We start from the raw sequence: 18,478 nt of genomic DNA, 5'->3' as shown, positions 1-18,478 counted from the left end.
GTCGCCAGTGCGATGGCGATAGAGGTCGCGGACTCGGCGTCAGGTAGGTCCTGGTTCCGCGGGTGCTTGTTGGTGGGGGAGTGGATGGTGGCAGGCGGTGGCGTGTGGTCCGTTTCGTGGGTCGAGAGGCGGCTCCTCGCGGGCGCAGAGCTCGGTGGCAAAGGGGCAGCGGGTGCGGAAGCGGCAGCCGCTGGGTGGGTCGATCGCGGAGGCGATCTCGCCTGACAGGCCGGCCTTTCGCTTCTGGAGCCGCAGACCGGGGTCCGGTACGGGGACGGAGGCGATCAGGCCCGCGGTGTACGGATGCCTGGGCGCTGCGTAGATGTCGGCGCTCGGTCCTAGTTCCACCAGCTTGCCGAGGTACATGACTCCGATGCGGTCGGACAGGTAGCGGAGCAAGGACAGGTCGTGCGAGATCACAACGTACGTGAGCGAGTAGGCGACCTGCAGTGACCGCATCAGGTTGAGGATCTGGGCCTGGATGGAGACGTCGAGGGCGGAGACCGGTTCGTCGGCGACGACGACCTTCGGCCGGAGTACGAGGGCGCGGGCCATTGCGATTCGCTGGCGCTGGCCGCCGGAGAACTCGTAGGCGCGTCGGGTGGCCGCCGTACGCGGCAGGCCGACTGCGTCGATCAGCTCCATCACCTTCGCCCGTCGTTCGGCGCGGCTGCCGATGTGCCGGACGGCGAGCGGTTCGGCGATCAGGTCGGCGACGTTCATCCGCGGGTCGAGCGCGGCCGCCGAGTCCTGGAACATCAGTTGCAGTTGGCTGCTGCGGGCGCGATTGCCGGCCGGCGTCAGGCGGCCGATGTCGCGGCCGTCGAACCTGACCGCGCCGCTGGTCGGGGTTTCGAGCCCGACCAGCATCCGCCCGAGCGTCGTCTTGCCCGAGCCGGACTCGCCGACGATACCGAGCGTCTCACCCTCGATCACATCAAGGCTCACCTTGGACACGGCATGCAGGATCCGGCGCGGTTTGAACAGCTCCGGGTTCTTGATCCGGTACTGCTTCTCGACGTCCTCGAGCATCACCAGCGCTCGGCCGGTGCCACCGCGGGATCCGAGATCCTGCTCCCCGAGCTCGGTCGGGAGATCCTTGTCGCCGTCGGGCTCCGACGGCCGCGGGTGGAAGCAGGCGTGGGTGTGTCCCGGGGCCACCTCGATCGACTCGGGGTTCTCGATCCGGCAGTCGTCGCTCGCGAACCGGCACCGCGGCGCGAACCGGCACATCGGCGGCAGATCGATCAGTTGGGGCGGCAGGCCCGGGATCGAGGCCAAGGCCCGCCGCGCGTCCAGCTCCATCGTCGGCATCGACTCGAACAACGCCTGCGTGTAGCGATGGCGGGGCGAGGCGAACAGTTCCGCCGTCGGCGCTTCCTCGACGATCCGGCCGCCGTACATGACGGCGACCTTGTCGGCGTGACCGGCGATCACGCCCAGGTCGTGGGTGACCAGAATGATGCCCATCCCGAGACGGGTCTTGAGCTCGTCGAGCAACTCGAGGATCTGGGCCTGAATCGAGACGTCGAGTGCGGTCGTGGGTTCGTCCGCGATCAGCAGTCGTGGTTCGCACACCAGCGCGATGGCGATCATGGCGCGCTGCCGCATCCCGCCGGACAGCTGGTGCGGGTAGTCCCGCAGCCGCTCCCTCGGTCGCGGCATCCGGACCAGCGAGAGCACCTCCTCGGCGCGGCGGTTGGCTTCAGCGATCGATGTACCGGGCCGGTGGATGCGGTAGGCCTCGCGCAGCTGGCTGCCGATCGTCCGGGTGGGGTTGAGCGACGTCATCGGGTCCTGGAACACGGCGGCGATGTCGTTGCCGCGCAACCGGCGTAACTCGCCTGCGGTCATGGTGGTCAGCTCGCGTCCGTCGAACTGGATGGAGCCGCCGACGACGGCGCCGCCGGGTGGCAGCAACTGGAGGACCGACATGCCTGTCATGGTCTTGCCTGAGCCGGACTCACCCACCAGGCCGACGGTTTCGCCGCTGCGTACCGCCAATGTCACGCCGTCGACCGGCCGGACCACGCCGTTGGCGGTCCGGATCTCGACCTGCAGGTCGCGAATGCTCAGCACCGTGTCGCCGTACTGCGAGCCGGCCGACGCCGCGGCCGCTGGTGAAGCGGTGGTCATGCTGCCTCCTCGGTTGCCGCGCTGGGGGTGAGGGTGGCGACCTCGGTGCTGGGCAGGCTGGTCCGGAGACCGCCGAGAGCCCGGAATCTGGTCCAGGTCCGCCGTCCGCTCGGGTCGATCAGTGTCATCACCCAGTCGCCGGCGAAGTTGGCGACCAGGATGGTGAGCGTGATCGCGAGGCCGGGAAACGTGGACAGCCACCACGCTGTGGACAGGCTCGTGGCACCGGCGGCCAGATCGCTGCCCCAGTCGGGGTTGGGCAGTTGCACCCCGAGGCCGAGGAAGCTCAGGGTGGTCGCGGTCAGTACCGCCCAGCCGACCGCGCTGCTCGCCATCACCACAACCTCGGTGACCAGGTTCGGCAGCAGGTGCCGAATCGCTGTCCGAAGGCCGCTCGAGCCGAACATCTTGGCCGCCTGGACGTATTCGATCGCGCGCAGCCTGCGCACGGACGCCTCGACGACCCGGGCGAACCCAGGTGTGTACGCGACGCCGAGAGCCAGGATGATGCTCTTCACCCCAGCGCCGATCGTGGCGATCAGGATCAGCGCGATCAGCAGCACGGGAAGGGCGAGCAGTACGTCGACGATCCGCATCACCACGACGCTGACCGGGCGTGGGGCGGTGCCGCCGATCAGGCCGACGGCGACGCCGGCCAGTACGGCGAGCAGAACGCCGCCGAGGCTTGCCTCGAGGACCGGCCGGGCTCCGTTGACGACGCGGCTGTAGATGTCGCGTCCGAGCTGGTCGGTGCCGAACAGATGAGCACCGCCCGGAGCCGACATCGGGCTGTCGCCGTTGTCGAGCGGGCTGGTGTGCGCGAACAGACCGGGATGGACCAGCAGGATCAGAAAGCCGAGCAGTAGGACGATCATCAGTATCGACGTCACTGGCCGGCTGTACTGGCCGCGAATTCGCGAGGTCATGCCGACGCTCCCGTCAGTTGGGTTCGGGGATCGATGGCGCCGACGGCGAGGTCGACGGCGAGGTTGATGACGATGTAGCCGATGCCGATCAGCACGATCGCTCCCTGTACCACCGGGATGTTCTTGGTGGTGATCGAGGTGGCCAGGAAGCTGCCGACACCGGGCCGGCCGAAGATCACCTCGGTGACGGCGGCGCCGGTCAGGATGTTGCCGAACTGCAGGCCGATCATGGTCACGGCCGGGATCGACGAGTTCCGGAACACATGCGCGAGCAGCACGCGCAGCTCGGAGCAGCCGCGGCCGCGGGCCGACCGCACGTAATCGCTGCGGTACTCGTCGATCACCCGGCCGCGGATCAGCCGGGTGAGGATCGCGGCGTACCCCCAACCGAGCGAGATCGCGGGCAGGATCAGGCCGCTCGGGGCGCCGTTGTCGATCGCGGGCAGCCAGCTGAGCCGGAAGGCGAAGCCGAGCACGAGCAGCAGCGCCAGGAAGAAGTACGGGATTGCGACGCCGATGAACGAGACGAAGCGGGCGACGTTGTCCAGCACCGAGTTGGGCCGCACGCCCGCCACCAGGCCGAGCGGTGCGCCGACCACGACGGCCACGAACATCGCCGTACCGGTCAGGGCAAGGGTGCTCGGCGTGCGGGAGACGAGTTCGTAGCCGACGGAGTTGTGCGTGACGTACGACGTCCCCAGGTCGCCGTGCAGCAGCTGACCGACGAAGGTCAGGTACTGCTGCCACAAAGGCTGCGTCAGCCCGAGCTGGTCCCGGAGCTGATCGAGCTGCTCCGGGCTCGCGTTCGACCCGAACAGCATGGTCTGGGCCGGATCACCAGGTACCAGGTGGATCAGCAGGAACGCGATGATCGTGACGCCGACGACCACGGGGATCGAGGCGAGCAGACGGCGGAGTACGAAGGACATGCCGAATTTTGTAGCCCGCCATTGTCACGTCCAGATTTCCGATCTCGCCGGATCCCTGCCGATCGGGACGTTTCGGGCGGATCACGTCGGTTCGCTTCGCCGTTGGTCTGGCGGATTTCTTCAGCCGCATCGGCGTGACGGACCTCGTTTCAGTACGCCGGTCCGGCGGTCACCGGATGCTCCAGGGTGTCGTCCCAGATGTTGATCGGGACAACGCCGACCGCGCGTCCGTGGGTGTCCAGGAGCCGGCCCATTCGCTTCACGGTCCGCAGTACGACGAGCCGGTCGACGATGCGGACCTGGGGGAGCCGGTTCGCGATGGCGAGCTCGAGCCGATGCACCTCCTCGACCGTGTGCAGCCAGGCGCAGAGCAGCATGCTCGGCGCGGACGACACGGTCGTGCAGAGCCGAACCTGGCGGATCTGCGAGATCGTGCGGGCCGTCGCCGGCAGTCCGTCGACCGGCGCATCGGCCCAGAGGTACACCTGCACCGGTGATCCGGAGAGTTCGGCGGCCACATCTGTGCGTGGGATCAGGATCCCGCTGCCCAGCAGCTTGCCGACATGCCGCCGTACCGAAGTCGGGCTGAGACCCGTGGCAGCCGCCAGCTCGGCGTACGAGGCTCGGCCGTTGACGGTCAGCAAACCCGCTACCCGCTGGATGTCCGGAGTCATCGAGACGGCCTCGTCGGTGCGGTCCGGTTCGGGTTTGATGCGCAGTCGTTCAAGCTCGCGCACGGAGTCGTCGGGGAGGTCGAGGAGACGCCACTTGGATCCCTCGGTGTAGATCTTGGTCGCGATCCGCGCCCTGGTGCGGAGCACGCTCTCCAGGCTGCCGAGGTGGTCCAGGAGGTAGTGCGAGAGCGTCATCAGGTTCGCTGCCGCGATCGTGAGCATGATGTCGGCGGTTCCGGTGGTGATCTCGACCGTGACAACGAGCTCGTGGCCGGCTAGCTCGGCGGCCACCTCCTTGCGCTTGCCCGGTTGGCAGTCGACCTCGACGTAGGCCACGCATTGCTCCGTCCGCCGGCTCATCCCCGGGGCCGCGGTCACCCACGCGACTCCCGTCGCCTTGATGCGCTCCCAGCGGCGCGCCGCCGTCACACCGCTCACTCCGAGGGCGCTGCCGATGTCGGTCCAGGACGCTCGCGGACCGGCCTGGAGGGCTCCGATGAGCTCCCGGTCGTCGGTGGTGAAGATGGCGGATTCCTTCAGCCGATGGGCAGTTCTGAACGAAATCGAGCACGAAATGAACACGTAACAGACGTGATCTTAGCTTGAGGCCAACTCCAGCGAGCAAGGAGAAATGCATGAAGACCAGCAGCACCCTTCACTCGGACGTGGCGGAGCTGGGCCCGGAGCTGACGCAGCTGAGGCACCGGCTGCACCGCGCTCCTGAGATCGGGCTGCAGTTGCCCCGGACCCAGGAGACGGTGCTGACCGCGCTAGGGGACCTGGGACTCGACCTCACCCTCGGCGAGAGCATCACCTCCGTCACCGGTGTGCTCCGCGGTGGCCGCAGCAGCGGTACTGCGGTGCTGCTCCGCGCCGACATGGATGCGTTGCCCGTCCAGGAGCGCAGCGGGGAGCCGTTCAGCAGCGAGATCGACGGTGCGATGCACGCCTGTGGGCACGACCTGCACATGGCGATGCTGGTCGGCGCCGCCCGGCTGCTCGCCGAGCGCCGCGACCAACTCTCCGGCGATGTCGTGTTCATGTTCCAGCCCGGCGAGGAGGGCTACGACGGCGCCGGCGCGATGATCAGGGAAGGCGTGCTGACAGCGGCTGGACCCGAGGTGAGCGCCGCGTACGGCATGCACGTGCGCTCGGGCAAGACGCCGAACGGGGTCTTCACGACCCGTGGCAACACGATGATGTCCTCGAGCAGCAAGCTCAAGGTGATCGTGCGGGGCCGTGGTGGTCATGGCTCGTCGCCACATCTGGGTCGGGACCCCATCACCGCGGCGGCCGAGATGATCACCTCGCTGCAGACGATGGTGACCCGGCGGTTCGACATCTTCGACCCGGTCGTGGTCACGGTCGGCGCGGTCGCCGGTGGGGTGGCGAGCAATGTCATCCCGGACACCGTGAACTTCCAGGCCACCGTCCGGACCTTCAGCGCCGCAACCGGTGAGGCGATCGGTCCGCTCGCGACCGCCGTCTGCGAGGGCGTGGCTCTGGCCCACGGGCTGGAGGTCGAGGTCGAGTTCCTGCGGGAGTATCCGGCGACGGTCAACGATCCGTCTCATGCGCGGTTCGTCGCCGACGTGGTGGCAGACGTCTTCGGCGAGGACCAGTTCGTGCCGATGGAGTTTCCGGAGCCGGGCTCGGAGGACTTCTCCCGGGTCCTGCGGGCCGTCCCGGGCAGCTACCTGATGCTCGGCGCGGCGGTCACGGACGATTTCGCGAACGCGCCGAGCAACCACAGTCCGCTGGCTCGGTTCGACGACCAGGTGATGACTCGGGGCGCGCTGCTCCATGCCGAGCTGGCGATCAGGTCACTCGAGCGTCTCGGAGCGCAGTCAACAGATCAGGACAGCAGAAGGAGTTCATCATGAGCCTCGATCCGACCCTGCCACCGGCCTCGCGCTCGGCGAGTTCGTCCCGGTACAGCCGCCGCAGCCTACTGAAGGCAGGCGGCGCCGGGCTGCTCGCGCTCGGCGGAAGCTCGCTGCTGGCGGCCTGCCAGGGCAGCGCATCCGGCGCGTCCGGGGCGAAGGCGAGTACCCTGACCGTCGGCATCTACCAGGAGCCGGATTCGCTCGACCCGGCCGCGACCGGCCTGGCGATGGTGTCGATGATGATCACGCACATCTTCGACCCGCTCTTCTGGTGGCTTCCGGACGCGTCGGGCAAGAACGTCTTCCATCCCGGCCTGGCCAAGAGCTACTCGGTGTCGAAGGACGCGACGACGTACACCTTCAAGCTGCGCGACGACGTCGACTTCCACGACGGCACGCACTTCGACGCGACCGCGGTGAAGGCGACTCTCGACCACATCGTCGATCCCGCGACCAGGTCCCGCTCGGCCAAGGGCGCGCTGGGTCCGTACAAGGAGACCGTGGTAGTCGACAAGTACACGGCGCGGGTGGTCTTCGCCGAGCCCAACGCGGCGTTCGAGCACGAGATGACGGGCATCGTCTTCGGCATGCAGTCGCCCACGGCGCTGAAGAAGTACGGCGCCGACATCGCCGCGCATCCGACCGGGACCGGTCCGTTCACGTTCGTGGACTACGTGAACCAGGACCACGTCGGCCTGGCGAAGAACCCGAAGTACAAATGGGGACCGTCGGCCTTCGGTCCGGCCGGACCGGCCAACCTGGAGAAGCTGACCTTCAAGATTCTTCTGGACACCAACGCCCGCTACAACGCGCTGCGCGGTGGTCAGATCCAGATGGCGATGAACCTCGACCCGGACACGATCGCGACAGTCAAGAAGACCGCTCAGTTCAAGCACTACGACATGCCGTCGACCGGGCAGCCGTACGGCTACCCGATCAACGTCGAGAAAGGCCCGACGAACGACCTCAAGGTCCGCCAGGCGATTCTGCACGCGGTAGACCAGAAGAAGCTCAACGAGAGCGTACTGCGGGGCGCGTTCACGCCGGCGTACAACGTCTTGACGCCCACGACACCCGGCTACGTCAAAGCCAACGACACCATGTACGCCTACGACCCGGCCAAGGCCAAGAGCCTGCTGGACCAGGCCGGTTGGGTGGCCGGGCCGGACGGTACCCGGAGCAAGGGTGGACAGAAGCTCACGCTCGACATCCTGATCCAGAGCGCGAACGGCTTCGACCTGCCCACGCAGTACGTCGTCAACGCGTTGAAAGAGGTCGGATTCACCTCGACGACCAAGTCGCAGCCGTTCACGACCGCGGCCGCGTCGTACAACCAGGGCCTGCAGAACCTGTCGGCGATCTTCTACTACGACGTCGACCCGTACCTTCTCAACAACCTGGTGACGAGTGGGCAGATCAAGTCTGGCTTCAACTGGGCGCACTACCGCAACCCGGTGATCGACGCCGCGATTCCCAAGGCGAACACCATTGTCGACGCAGCGGCGCGAACCACGGCGTACGAGAAGGTCACCACGACGCTGATGCAGGACGCGATCTTCCTTCCGCTGTGGAATGTCAGCGGTGTGTACTCCGGGGCCGCGAATCTTGCTGATGTCCATTTCGGCCCGACCGGGTACTCCTACTACCACGCGGCGCAGTTCCGGTGACGGCGGTCGTCTGCGTCAGGAGAGGCGAGCCGTGATCGAGGTCGGTGGAAAGCTGGTGCTCACCGCGTTGCCTGAGCTCGTCGACCCCTCGCGGGCCGCGCTCGTGCTCATCGACATGCAGCTGGACTTCGTCGAACCTGGGTTCGCCTTCGATCGGGCCGGCGTCGACCTGACGATGTATCCGCCGATGCGGCCGCGGATCGCCGAGTTGCTGGCGGCGGCGCGGACGGCGGGGGCGCTGGTCGTCCACGTACAGATGACGACCTTGCCGGGAGGGATGAGTGAGTCGCCGGCGCAGTTGCGGTTCAACCTTCGCCTGCAGCGGCAGGATCGGATCACCGGACCGTTCCGCTACGCCCGGCTGGGTGATGCCGGGCACGATTTCGTCCCTGAGCTGGCCCCGCGCGACGGCGAGCTCGTCGTACCCAAATGGCGCTCGAGCGGGTTCTGGGGTACCAATCTCGATCTGCTGCTGCGCAGCAACGGCATCGAGACCGTCGTGGTCGCCGGCTGTACGACGGAAGGTTGCGTCGAGTCGACCGCCCGGGACGCGATGTTCAACGACTACTACGTGGTGATCGTCGAGGACTGCATCGCCAGCGACGACCGGGCCCAGCACGACGCATCGATGCTGCTGATGCGGCACCGCTTCGACGTGGCCGGCTCGGCGGAGGTGATAGACCAGTGGATGCTTGCTGCTGGCAACAGAGCGGAGAGCGCATGACCCCCGGCGACCTGATCCTGCGTAACGGGACCGCTCTGCTCGGCGACGAACTCCGGGACGAGGCGTTCGGCTCCCTCGTGGTGCGGGACGGCGTCATCACCGAGGTGACCTCCGGGCACGTTCCGGCCGACGGTGCGACCGAGTTGCAGCTGAATGGGGCGTTCGTGCTGCCGGGACTGATCGACTGCCACGTCCATTTCGATCTGGCCGCCCATCCCGCGCCGTTCCGGCACTGGGACCGTACGCCGTTCGTCCGCTCGATGACGTGCTTCCACAACGGACTGCTCGCGTTGCGGGCGGGCATCACGTCGGTACGCGATCTCGGTTCGGTCGACCGGATGACCCTGAACTACGCCGAGCAGGTGAACTCCGGCGACCTGCTCGGCCCGCGCGTCGTGGCCGCGGGCCGACCGATCACGATGACCGGCGGCCACTGCGCGGACTACGGCAGAATCGCCGACGGACCTGACGACGTGAGACTCGCGGTCCGTCAGCAACTCGCGGCGGGTGCCGGCGTGGTCAAGCTGATGGCGACCGGCGGGATCTCCTCGCCAGGCAACCCCGGAGCACCGCAGCTGGGGGTCGCCGAACTGGCCGCCGGGGTCGAGGAAGCCCACAACGCCGGAGTGCTGGTGGCCGCGCACGCCCACGCGCCACAAGGTATCGCCAACGCGATCGAGGCAGGGGTCGACACCATCGAGCATGCCGCCTTCGCCGACGACGCGAACCACCAGCAGATGATTGCAGCGGGCGTGACACTCGTACCGACCGTCACCGCGCTGAACCCGATCGCCGACGGGATCGGGATCCCGGTGGCCACGGTGGCCAAGAGCCTGAAGGCCCGCGAGACCTATCGGGCGAACACCGCCAAAGCGATCGCCGCGGGCGTGCGAATCGCTGCCGGCACCGATGCCGGGACCGCCTTCAACCCGATCGGCGGCCTGCTCGACGAGTTGATGATGTACGTCGCCGGCGGGATGAGTACCACGGAAGCCCTGCGCGCGGCCACCGTCACGGCCGGCGGCCTGGTCCGTCGCGCCGGCGACGACGGGCGGGTCGGCGTCGTGGCGGTCGGAGCCTGCGCGGATCTCCTGGTCACCGAGCGGGACCCCAGGGCCGACCTCGAGGTACTTCGCCGGCCGAGCCGGGTTGTCGTCGGCGGACGACCTGTCGACCTCGGCTGGGTCGGGTGCACGCTGGACGAGATCACGCCGGTATTGATCGAGCCCGTCTCATGACGGTCGACGCCGTACGACGCGATGATGGAGGACTGCAGATGATCTTCGACATGCACATGCACATCGAGGAAGGGACGTCGCTGCCGTGGCAGATGTCCGCGGAGGACTGCATCCGCGCGATGGACGAGGCCGGCGTGCAGCGGTCGGCGGTGATGACCCTGACGGACTTGCCCGGCCTGAATCCGCAGGGCCTGGAGCTGATCGCCTCGGCGTGTGAGCGGTACGCCGACCGGCTGTACGGGTTCGTCCGGCTGCATCCGGCGTACCTCGAGACGTCGAAGCAACTGCTGAAGCAGGCCATCACGGACCTCGGCTTCAAGGGACTCAAGCTGCACCCGGTGTCGACGTTGCAGCACCCGGGTGGTGCGGCAACCATCGAGCTCATCCGCCTGGCCGGCGAGCTCGGCGTACCGACGTTGTTCCACTGCGGGGACGAGCCGCTGAGTACTCCGCTGTCGATCGCCCAGGCCGCGGCCGCCTGCCCCGACGCGACCATCATCCTCGGCCACATGGGCGGCTACTTCCACGTCGACGAGGCGCTCGACGTGGCAGAGGAGTTCCCGAACATCGTCCTGGAGACCTCTGCGATGCCGTACCCCGACAAGATCCGTACCGCGGTCGAGCGGATCGGGGCCGGGCGCGTCGTCTTCGGCAGCGACGGTCCGGTCAGCTCACCCGCGCTGGAGAAGCAGAAGGTGATCATCTCCTCGCTCGGCGACGAAGCTGCCGGGTTGGTCCTGGGCGGCAATGCGGAGACCCTGCTGGGGGTGGCAGCATGAGCATTGTCGATGGGCTTGTCTACCTTGGTATCTCACACTTCGGCTACCAGCTTGACGCCGCGGCAGCACTGGACGGCATGGACGCGGTCGGCACCGACGCGGCCGTCGTAGTTCCCATGCACCCGCACCGCGGCGACCTCGCCCTGGCCAACCAGGAGGTCCTGGAGGTTGCGAGCAAGTCCGACGGCCGGCTGATCCCGCTCTGCCGGGTCGACCCCTGGGAGGGCGGGGCCGCGGTCGCCGAAGTGCGGCGTGCAGTCGGCGAAGGAGCACGTGGCGTCTTCCTGCATCCCTCGGAGGAGCGCTTCCGGATCAACGATGTCCGCGTGCGGCCGATTGTGGAGTGCGCGGCCGAGCTGGCGACTCCGGTGATGGTGGCCGCTGGCTACCATTTGTTCGCGGAGCCGCTGCAGCTCGCCGCCGCCGCGCGCTGGACGCCTGCGAACCCGTTCGTGCTCACCAACGGCGGGCAGTTCAACATCTCCGGGATGTCGGGGTTCGATGCCCAGTTGGCATTGGAAAATGCGAACGTTCACGTGCAGACGAGCGGCATGTACCGGGAGGACTTCCTGGAGGGCGTCGTCGCTACCTTCGGCCCGGAACGCCTCCTGTTCGCCACCGCCGCACCGATGTTCACGATGGCGTACGAACGTCTCCGGGTCGACCTGGCGCACTTCAGTGAGCTGGAGACCGACCTCATCCTCGGCGGCAACACCATGCGCATCTTCGGCGAGGTGAGCGCGTGACCGCCGGCAAACCGATGCGGACGTCCGGCGTACCGGTCGCTGCTCTGGACGGTGTGACCGCGCTTGTGACCGGAGCCGCCAGTGGGATTGGTGCCGCGATCGCCGTCGCGTACGCCGAAGCCGGCGCACGGCTGTGTCTGTGCGACCGCACCGGGGGAGCGGCCCTGGAGGCGGTCCGGGACCGGTGTGCCGCCTTCGCCGAGGACGTCGTGACCGTGCAGGCCGATGTATCCAGCGAGATCGACGTGGAGCGGATGTTCGCAGCGGCCTGCGAGGCTCTCGGCACCGTGGATGTTGTGGTGAACAACGCGGGCATCCTCACCGAGGCGCGAGTGCTGGAGATGCCGACGGGGATGTTCGACGAGATGATTTCGATCAACCTGCGCAGCGTCTTCCTCTGCTCCCGCGCGGCGTTACCACCGATGCTCGAGGCTGGGTTCGGCCGGATCATCAATATCGCGTCACAGGTCGGCCAGCGCGGTGGCGCCGGTCTGGCGCACTATGCTGCGGCCAAGGCAGGGGTCATCGGCTTCACGCGGTCCCTGGCCCGCGAAGTCGGCGGTACTGGCATCACCGCCAACTGCATCGCACCCGGCCCGATCAACACCCCACTCGGCGGGACCCTGTCGGACGAGTGGACCCGGTCGTTGATGGCCGAGCTGCCCCTCGGCCGATCCGGGGAGCCGTTCGAGGTCGCTCCCACCGCAGTGCTGCTGGCCAGTCGACCTGGTGGCAACCTCTACACCGGCCAGACACTCGGTCCGAACAGCGGCCACGTGATGCTCTGAAGAGCCTGCTCATCACTGGTGCGGCCACTGGTATCGGCCGGGCGACCACAGTGCGCGCTGCGGCCGCCGGCTACTCGGTTGCCGTCGGCACCTTCAAGGGCGACTCGTACGACGCGGACGCGGTGGTCGCGGAGATTGCCGATGCCGGCGGTACGGCGATCGTCGTAGCGGCCGACGTACGCGAGACCGATGAGCTGACCGGGGCTGTGCGGGCCACAGTCGCAGAGCTCGGCGGCCTGGACGCCGTGGTGGCCAACGCCGGCGTGCTCGGGCCGGCACCGCTCGACGTGTTACGGGACGAGGACTGGCACCGCATCCTCGACATCGACCTGACGGGCGTGATGCGGACGGTCCGCGCCGCGATCCCGGCTCTTCGGGCGGCTGGATCGGTGGCCGTGGTCTCCAGCATCGCCGGCGCGACGATCGGGTGGGCCGGCCACACGCCGTACACGTCCGCCAAGGCGGGCCTGATCGGCTTCGTCCGGAGCGCGTCGCTCGAACTAGGGCCACGGGGGATCCGGATCAACGCCGTGCTGCCCGGCGTGATCGAGTCACCGCAATCGCTTGACCCAGTGAACTCCGGCGGTCCGGCCGGTCTCGAGCGGTCTGCCGCGACCATCCCGCTCGGCCGGGTCGGTCAGCCGGACGACGTCGCCGACGCAACGCTGTTCCTGCTCTCCGATGCGGCCCGCTACATCACCGGCCAGTCGTTGATCGTCGACGGCGGCCTCACGGCCGTCTGGCCGTCCTGAGCGCCCGCTGCTGCAGGTCGCTCCCGGAGACCACCTGTGCGTTTGCGTGGTGGACGTCAAGAGCACCGTGACCGACACCGCGGACGAGGTTGCCGACCGGCGATCGGGCCGATCGGGTTCATTTCGTCCGATGTGGTGGACTCTTCCCATGGTCCTGGACGAGTTTCGCGAGCTGCTGGAACGGCATGTACGGCCGGATCGCACGACGTACCGAGCGAAGTCCTCGGATGCCGTGATCGAGGGCTGCGTCGAGAGTTCGGCGACGCGGCCCGGATTGTCCGGGGTGGCTGGCTGCAGGCAACGGGATCCGGCGCGGGTGGCCGCAGTGCACTGCGGCCACGACTCCCATCTGATCGTGTGGTGACCAACCCGGATCACGAAAGCGTCGTCGAGCGGGCCGACAGCCTGCGGCGGGGGCCCGCCGAAGCTCAGCGGTGGGGCCGCGGACGGCCCACTCCACTCGCTGACCTGCAGGGAGTCCAAGCCTCCCGGCACGCTTGGTCGGAAGGCCAGCGATGGGGCAGCAGCCCTGACACCCTTCGCCTTCTTCCGGCCGCGACTCTTTGGCATGAGCGTAGGTTCGCAGATCAACGCCACACTACGGGGGAGGCGCAACCACCTCGATCGCCAGCGAGCGGCGCGCGGCAATGGTCCGCCGACCGTCGGTGGTGTCACCTACCGTGATTGGTGTGGAGACTGAGGAGAGCAACCACACGGCGGTAGCGCATCGGCACCGCAACGCTGACTGGACCAACGCTCACAACCAGCAGCTCGTCGATGGGCTGCGGGCGGGCCTGACCGTCGACCAGCTCGCCGCGGACCTCGATCGCACCCCCGGCGCGATCCGGTCCCGCGCGAAACTTCTCGTGCCGCCCGATGCTCCACGCGCCCGCGGGCAATACGCGATCGACGTACTGCGTGAACTGCTCGACGACCCCGACTGCCCGTGGGAGTCGGCGCTGGCCGAGTCGCTGAAGGACTTTGGCCGGCGGTACTGGAGCGCCGCCGACACCGAGCGGCTGCGCTCCGCCTGGGACGCCGCCGTACCGCTGCCCGAACTGGCCGAAGAGTTCGACGTCGACGAGCCGCAGCTGATTCGGCAGCTGATGTCGCTCGGGCTCGGGCGGAACAGGACCGAGATCGTGGACCGGCTGGGCTGCGCGCCCGGCGGCCAGGTCGACCTATGGCGTCGTCTCACCGCCGACCGGGCGGCAGCGGAGGTCTGGGTCCTGACCATCCACGGACTGCCCGCCGAGCCGGCGCACGTGTCGGTCCATCCCAGCGCCGAAGACGCCGCCAGTCTGCGCGACGAACTGCTGGTGCCGGCCACCACCACCGGTACCGGTGCGGCGTCTGTGTGGTGGTGCATCGCAAGCCGATCGCCCGGCTTCGTCGGCGGCGAAACCACCAGCGGCCGCGTGACCGTCAGCACCTGAGGACGGTCACACGTCCCGCCTGGTTCAGGCCCTGCCTCGGCGGCGCTGGTTCCGGTCGAGCAGCTCGGCTCGGGCCAGGAGGATGTCGCGGTGGCAGGGTGATCCGAGCGGGCAGGTGCACGCGAGAGGTCGGCCGACGAGTTCGTGCACGTGGGCGCGGATCCAGTCGCGGTCAGCCCACCGGGAGCCGTTCAGCTGGATGCGGGTCGGGCCGGCGCCGTCGAGCCACGCTGCGTACCTGCGACACGCGATCGCCGCGGCGTCGACGTCGGTCAGGGAGACGCCGAGCGTCTTGTGCTCGGCAAGGATCGACCGGACGGTGAACGGGTTCCCGTAGCGCGACGTACGGTCGACGATCACAGCACCGGTGGGCAGTCGCCATCCAGCCTGTCCGCGGATCCGCCGTACGGCGGCCGGGGTCATTGCGGCGCTCCAACCGGGGCGTCGGGTGTGGCCGAGCTGGTGTGCTCGAGGCCGAACAGTTCGTCGGCGAAGACAGTTCCATCGCGGGGAGCGAACCTGGTGAGGGCGGCACCGACCGAGCGCCGCCTGATGATGTTGTAGAGCGCGGCCGGCGTCAGCCGCTGCCCGGCCAGGACGTGGCCGCTCTTCGTGACCGGTAGCAGCAGCGGCCCGGGCATGCGACCGCGGTGGGCGAGCCACGCATCCAACACCGCGCGAACTCTCGGGCCGCACGTGACCAGGTAGGTCTCAGAGCTCCGGTCGGCAAGGAGCTGGTTGGCTCCCATCTGGAGGTCGCGGACATCCAGCGCGCAGGCCTCGGCCCGGCACAGGCCGGCCCCGTACAGAGCTGCGATCACCGCAGCGTCACGGGCGCCGACCGACGGACGCTGATCGGCCCTGCAGGCGGCGATCAGCGAGGCCAGGTCACCACTCAATCGGTCCTCCGTGCCGACCATCGGACGCCAGTCGACCAGGGCGGCGGCCTGGCTTGCGGTGAGCAGGCCCAGACGCGAACACTCGCGGAGGATCCCGGCCAGTGCCGTCATCATCTTGCCTGCGGTCGACGGGGCGTAGGCGGGCAGCGATGCGCGGAGAACCTCGAAGAGATGTCCGCGCAGGAGGTGCCAGGGCACCTGGCCGGGCCGAACCTCGCTGCTACCCGTCAGCACCAGTGTCAGCTGCTGCACGCCCCATCGCATCGTCTCGCGTGAGTGACCTGCTTTCAGCGTGCTGAGGTAGCGCCCGACCGGGTCGGGCTGTTCCAGGTCCGCGCGGGCTCGATCCACACTCCCTATGGTCGGCAGCCGGCTCGCTGATCGCCACCGTCAGGCATGGTCACTGCGGTCCCCGGGGCCAGATCCGCGGGGGATCATCGGTTGGTTCCCTGGAACACTGTTCGGCCTCAACTGGCAGGCACGGGAGTTGTTGAGACGGGAGTAGCGGGGAGGCGCTCGTCACCACCGTGGATCTTCCCTCCGCCGGTGCGCAGCCACCACTATCAGCGGCTGGAACAACTACGACGAATACGGCAACGCGACCGCCACATCCAGCACCGGCCCCGTCGAATACGGCTGGCTCGGAGCGAAACAACGCGCAGTCAGCGGCGCCGGCCTCACCCTAATGGGAGTCCGGCTCTACAACCCGCAAACCGGCCTGTTCGCGACCACCGACCCAGTCGACGGTGGAAAAGCTAACGCCTACACGTACCCAAGCGACCCGATCAACAGCTTCGACCTCGACGGAAAACGCCGATTCGACGACGACGACCCGAAATACACCCCCAAACGCCTCCGAGCACGAAAGCGGAGGAACTCGCTCCAAGGCATCGCCTACGCCACGAGCCACCACTGGGACGAGATGCGCTCATGGAGGCCTATAAGGTCAAGCCGAAGCACCATCGGAAGTGGTGGCCCAGCAGGAAGTGGTGGTCACGGCGCCTTAAGAACGGGGGCTACTACGGCGACAAGTCGGCGACTTTTGCCTCATGGGTCGGGATGGGTGTTGGCGGCGCCGCCGGATGCATCAAGATGAGATCCTGGCGGGGTTGTGTGGTAGGCGCGAGCGTAGGCCAAACGCTCGGCCAGGCCACCGGCGGCGGATCTGGTTTCCTGTATGGTTTCATCTTCGGGCGAAGGAAGTATTAACACGTGATGAGTAAGTCCCGATCCGGCAGTAGTCGCGCGCCGATCACGAGGTTACCAAGCAGAACGTTCGTATACTCCCTGGGCTGCTTTCTGGATGCTTTCGCGATGGTTTATGCGCGCAGCCTCGATGGTGGGCCCATCCTTTCCGGGTAACGGTGGTCGCGGGTTGCCATGGGCATCATCAGCGGCGTCCTGCTCGCTCGTCTGGCGATCTGGCTGCTCCGTCTCCCTCCGCGAGACAATAAAGACACGTAGCTCGTCTACGGGACCTTCAGGGCCGTACGTTCCGTCCGCTCGATCACTAACAGCTGCACAACGCAAACCTTGGGGCCTCGCCGACTTAGCCGGGCGAGGCCCCAAGTAATCGCACCGACGAATTGGGTATCTGCGCCGCTTGGAGCGCTCGTCGACGATGGTCGCGCCTGCTGGCAGTTTCCACCCGGCCTGTCCCCGGATCCGGCGTACGCCGACGCCTGCGATCACGGGCGTTCTCCGGCCGGGCTGAGGGCTGGGGCGGGGTGGCTGGAGCAGGCCCATCGTCCGGCGTCGGTGGTCCATCCGTGTCCGGCTAGCTGTGATGTCCAGGGACGTTGGTTAGTCGGGTGAAGGGTGGCTGGCCGCCGATTGCGCTGTGGGGTCGGTGGTGATTGTAGAAGTGGAGCCAGCCGGGCAGCGCGGTGTTGCGTTGGGTGGTTGAGGTGTAGAAGCGGGCGTAGGCCCAGCCGTCGGCCAGGGTTCGGTGGAATCTTTCGATTTTGCCGTTGGTCTGTGGTCGGTAGGGCCGGGTCTTCTTGGGTTTGATGCCGAGTTGTTGGCAGGTGTCTTGCCAGGCGCGGGAGCGGTAGGCCGCGCCGTTGTCGGACAGCACTCGTTCGACGGTGACGCCGCGGTCGGCGAACCAGGCGACCGCCCGGTTGAGGACGCCGATCGCGGTGGCGGCTTTCTCGTCGGTGTGGATCTCGGCGTAGGCGACGCGGGAGTGGTCGTCCAGGACGGTGTGCAGATAGGCGGTGCCGATGTTGGCGTGGTACTTGTCGGTGTAGCCGGTGCGGGTCCTGGCGGTGTGCTGGGCGTTGCGTTTGCCCTGGCGTTTGCCGAGGTAGCGCCAGCCGCCGCCGTCGGGGATGTTGCCGAACTTGGTCACGTCGACATGGATGAGTGAGCCGGGACGGTCGTGTTCGTAGCGGCGCAGCGGCTCGCCGGTGACCCGGTCGATACGCGACAGCCGGTTGATCCGGCAACGCGTCAGTACGGCGTGCACGGTCGAGGCCGGCACCCCGACACGACCGGCGATCTGCACCGGGCCGAGCCGAAGCCGCCACCGCAGCTGCACGATCCGGCGCACCGTCTGCGGTGGGGTCTTGGCCGGGCTGTGGTGTGGCCTCGAGCTGCGATCAGCCATCCCGGCCGGACCCTCGCACCGGTACCGCTCGGCCCATTTGGCGGCCGTCCGGGCAGAAACCATGAACATCTTCGCCGCAGCCGCACAGGTCCAGCCCTGCTCGACCACTAGACGCGCCAGCCTCAGCCGCGTGCGTGGAGTCAGAGTCGCGTTAACGTGGGACACGAAGGCCTCCTGGGTGTGAAGCGGTTCCTTAGACAGCTCCACTTCACAACCGGAGGCCTTCACCTGTCAGACCGACTCACCGCCCACCCGACGAACAACCTCCCTGGACATCACAGCTAGCC

Annotated in this window: 17 protein-coding genes; 10 read left to right on the top strand and 7 right to left on the bottom strand. The window is 67.9% G+C overall.

All coding sequences use genetic code 11. From position 1 onward, the window contains the following. Nucleotides 1–39 precede the first annotated feature (39 nt). From VFF46_RS13165 to VFF46_RS13150, 4 genes are all read right to left on the bottom strand, one after another. Complete coding sequence (locus VFF46_RS13165) at nucleotides 40–2,136, bottom strand: ABC transporter ATP-binding protein (RefSeq protein WP_325037380.1); 2,097 nt, start codon at nucleotides 2,134–2,136, stop codon at nucleotides 40–42. Then, the gene (locus tag VFF46_RS13160; protein WP_325037379.1) at nucleotides 2,133–3,026 is read right to left on the bottom strand and encodes an ABC transporter permease; all 894 of its coding nucleotides are present in this window, start codon (nucleotides 3,024–3,026) and stop codon (nucleotides 2,133–2,135) included. Before VFF46_RS13160 ends, VFF46_RS13165 begins: the two co-directional genes overlap by 4 nt. 32 nt (nucleotides 3,027–3,058) lie before the next feature. Then, complete coding sequence (locus VFF46_RS13155) at nucleotides 3,059–3,991, bottom strand: ABC transporter permease (protein ID WP_325037378.1); 933 nt, start codon at nucleotides 3,989–3,991, stop codon at nucleotides 3,059–3,061. A gap of 149 nt (nucleotides 3,992–4,140) precedes the next feature. Beyond that, nucleotides 4,141–5,247 (bottom strand): Lrp/AsnC family transcriptional regulator, encoded by a 1,107-nt coding sequence (locus VFF46_RS13150; protein ID WP_325037377.1) that lies wholly within the window; start codon nucleotides 5,245–5,247, stop codon nucleotides 4,141–4,143. Between the two features lie 53 nt (nucleotides 5,248–5,300). Between VFF46_RS13150 and VFF46_RS13145 the strand changes: the two genes are divergently transcribed. From VFF46_RS13145 to VFF46_RS13105, 9 genes are all read left to right on the top strand, one after another. Beyond that, nucleotides 5,301–6,548, top strand: coding sequence for a M20 family metallopeptidase (locus tag VFF46_RS13145; protein WP_325037376.1), 1,248 nt, complete (start codon nucleotides 5,301–5,303; stop codon nucleotides 6,546–6,548). Beyond that, nucleotides 6,545–8,218: an ABC transporter substrate-binding protein gene (locus VFF46_RS13140; RefSeq protein ID WP_325037375.1), complete on the top strand. Its 1,674-nt coding sequence runs from the start codon at nucleotides 6,545–6,547 to the stop codon at nucleotides 8,216–8,218. Before VFF46_RS13145 ends, VFF46_RS13140 begins: the two co-directional genes overlap by 4 nt. A 31-nt stretch (nucleotides 8,219–8,249) precedes the next feature. Then, nucleotides 8,250–8,942 (top strand): isochorismatase family cysteine hydrolase, encoded by a 693-nt coding sequence (locus VFF46_RS13135; RefSeq protein ID WP_325037374.1) that lies wholly within the window; start codon nucleotides 8,250–8,252, stop codon nucleotides 8,940–8,942. Further along, nucleotides 8,939–10,180, top strand: coding sequence for an amidohydrolase family protein (locus VFF46_RS13130; protein WP_325037373.1), 1,242 nt, complete (start codon nucleotides 8,939–8,941; stop codon nucleotides 10,178–10,180). Before VFF46_RS13135 ends, VFF46_RS13130 begins: the two co-directional genes overlap by 4 nt. Nucleotides 10,181–10,218: 38 nt before the next feature. Continuing rightward, nucleotides 10,219–10,959: an amidohydrolase family protein gene (locus VFF46_RS13125; protein WP_325037372.1), complete on the top strand. Its 741-nt coding sequence runs from the start codon at nucleotides 10,219–10,221 to the stop codon at nucleotides 10,957–10,959. After that, nucleotides 10,956–11,705, top strand: coding sequence for an amidohydrolase family protein (locus VFF46_RS13120; protein WP_325037371.1), 750 nt, complete (start codon nucleotides 10,956–10,958; stop codon nucleotides 11,703–11,705). The genes VFF46_RS13125 and VFF46_RS13120 overlap by 4 nt, the downstream gene beginning before the upstream one ends. Beyond that, on the top strand, nucleotides 11,702–12,493 hold the full coding sequence (locus VFF46_RS13115) for an SDR family NAD(P)-dependent oxidoreductase (RefSeq protein WP_325037370.1): 792 nt from the start codon (nucleotides 11,702–11,704) through the stop codon (nucleotides 12,491–12,493). Before VFF46_RS13120 ends, VFF46_RS13115 begins: the two co-directional genes overlap by 4 nt. Then, nucleotides 12,379–13,245, top strand: a complete 867-nt coding sequence (locus tag VFF46_RS13110) for an SDR family NAD(P)-dependent oxidoreductase (RefSeq protein WP_325037390.1) — start codon at nucleotides 12,379–12,381, stop codon at nucleotides 13,243–13,245. Before VFF46_RS13115 ends, VFF46_RS13110 begins: the two co-directional genes overlap by 115 nt. Nucleotides 13,246–13,934: 689 nt before the next feature. Further along, nucleotides 13,935–14,681, top strand: a complete 747-nt coding sequence (locus VFF46_RS13105) for a hypothetical protein (protein WP_325037369.1) — start codon at nucleotides 13,935–13,937, stop codon at nucleotides 14,679–14,681. 24 nt (nucleotides 14,682–14,705) lie between these two features. Here VFF46_RS13105 and VFF46_RS13100 read toward each other — a convergent pair whose 3' ends face one another. Continuing rightward, the gene (locus tag VFF46_RS13100; protein WP_325037368.1) at nucleotides 14,706–15,104 is read right to left on the bottom strand and encodes a DUF4326 domain-containing protein; all 399 of its coding nucleotides are present in this window, start codon (nucleotides 15,102–15,104) and stop codon (nucleotides 14,706–14,708) included. Continuing rightward, nucleotides 15,101–15,931 (bottom strand): hypothetical protein, encoded by an 831-nt coding sequence (locus VFF46_RS13095; protein ID WP_325037367.1) that lies wholly within the window; start codon nucleotides 15,929–15,931, stop codon nucleotides 15,101–15,103. The genes VFF46_RS13100 and VFF46_RS13095 overlap by 4 nt, the downstream gene beginning before the upstream one ends. A gap of 211 nt (nucleotides 15,932–16,142) precedes the next feature. On the opposite strand from VFF46_RS13095, the gene VFF46_RS13090 reads away from it, so the two are divergent. Further along, entirely contained in the window at nucleotides 16,143–16,676 is a 534-nt protein-coding gene (locus VFF46_RS13090; RefSeq protein ID WP_325037389.1) for an RHS repeat-associated core domain-containing protein, read from the top strand. Between the two features lie 681 nt (nucleotides 16,677–17,357). Here VFF46_RS13090 and VFF46_RS13085 read toward each other — a convergent pair. Next, entirely contained in the window at nucleotides 17,358–18,356 is a 999-nt protein-coding gene (locus VFF46_RS13085) for an IS481 family transposase (RefSeq protein WP_325037388.1), read from the bottom strand. Between the last annotated feature and the right edge of the window lie 122 nt (nucleotides 18,357–18,478).

Source organism: Kribbella sp. (assembly GCF_035655035.1).
Classification (GTDB): Bacteria; Actinomycetota; Actinomycetes; order Propionibacteriales; family Kribbellaceae; genus Kribbella.
This window is presented reverse-complemented; position numbering and strand designations above follow the sequence as displayed.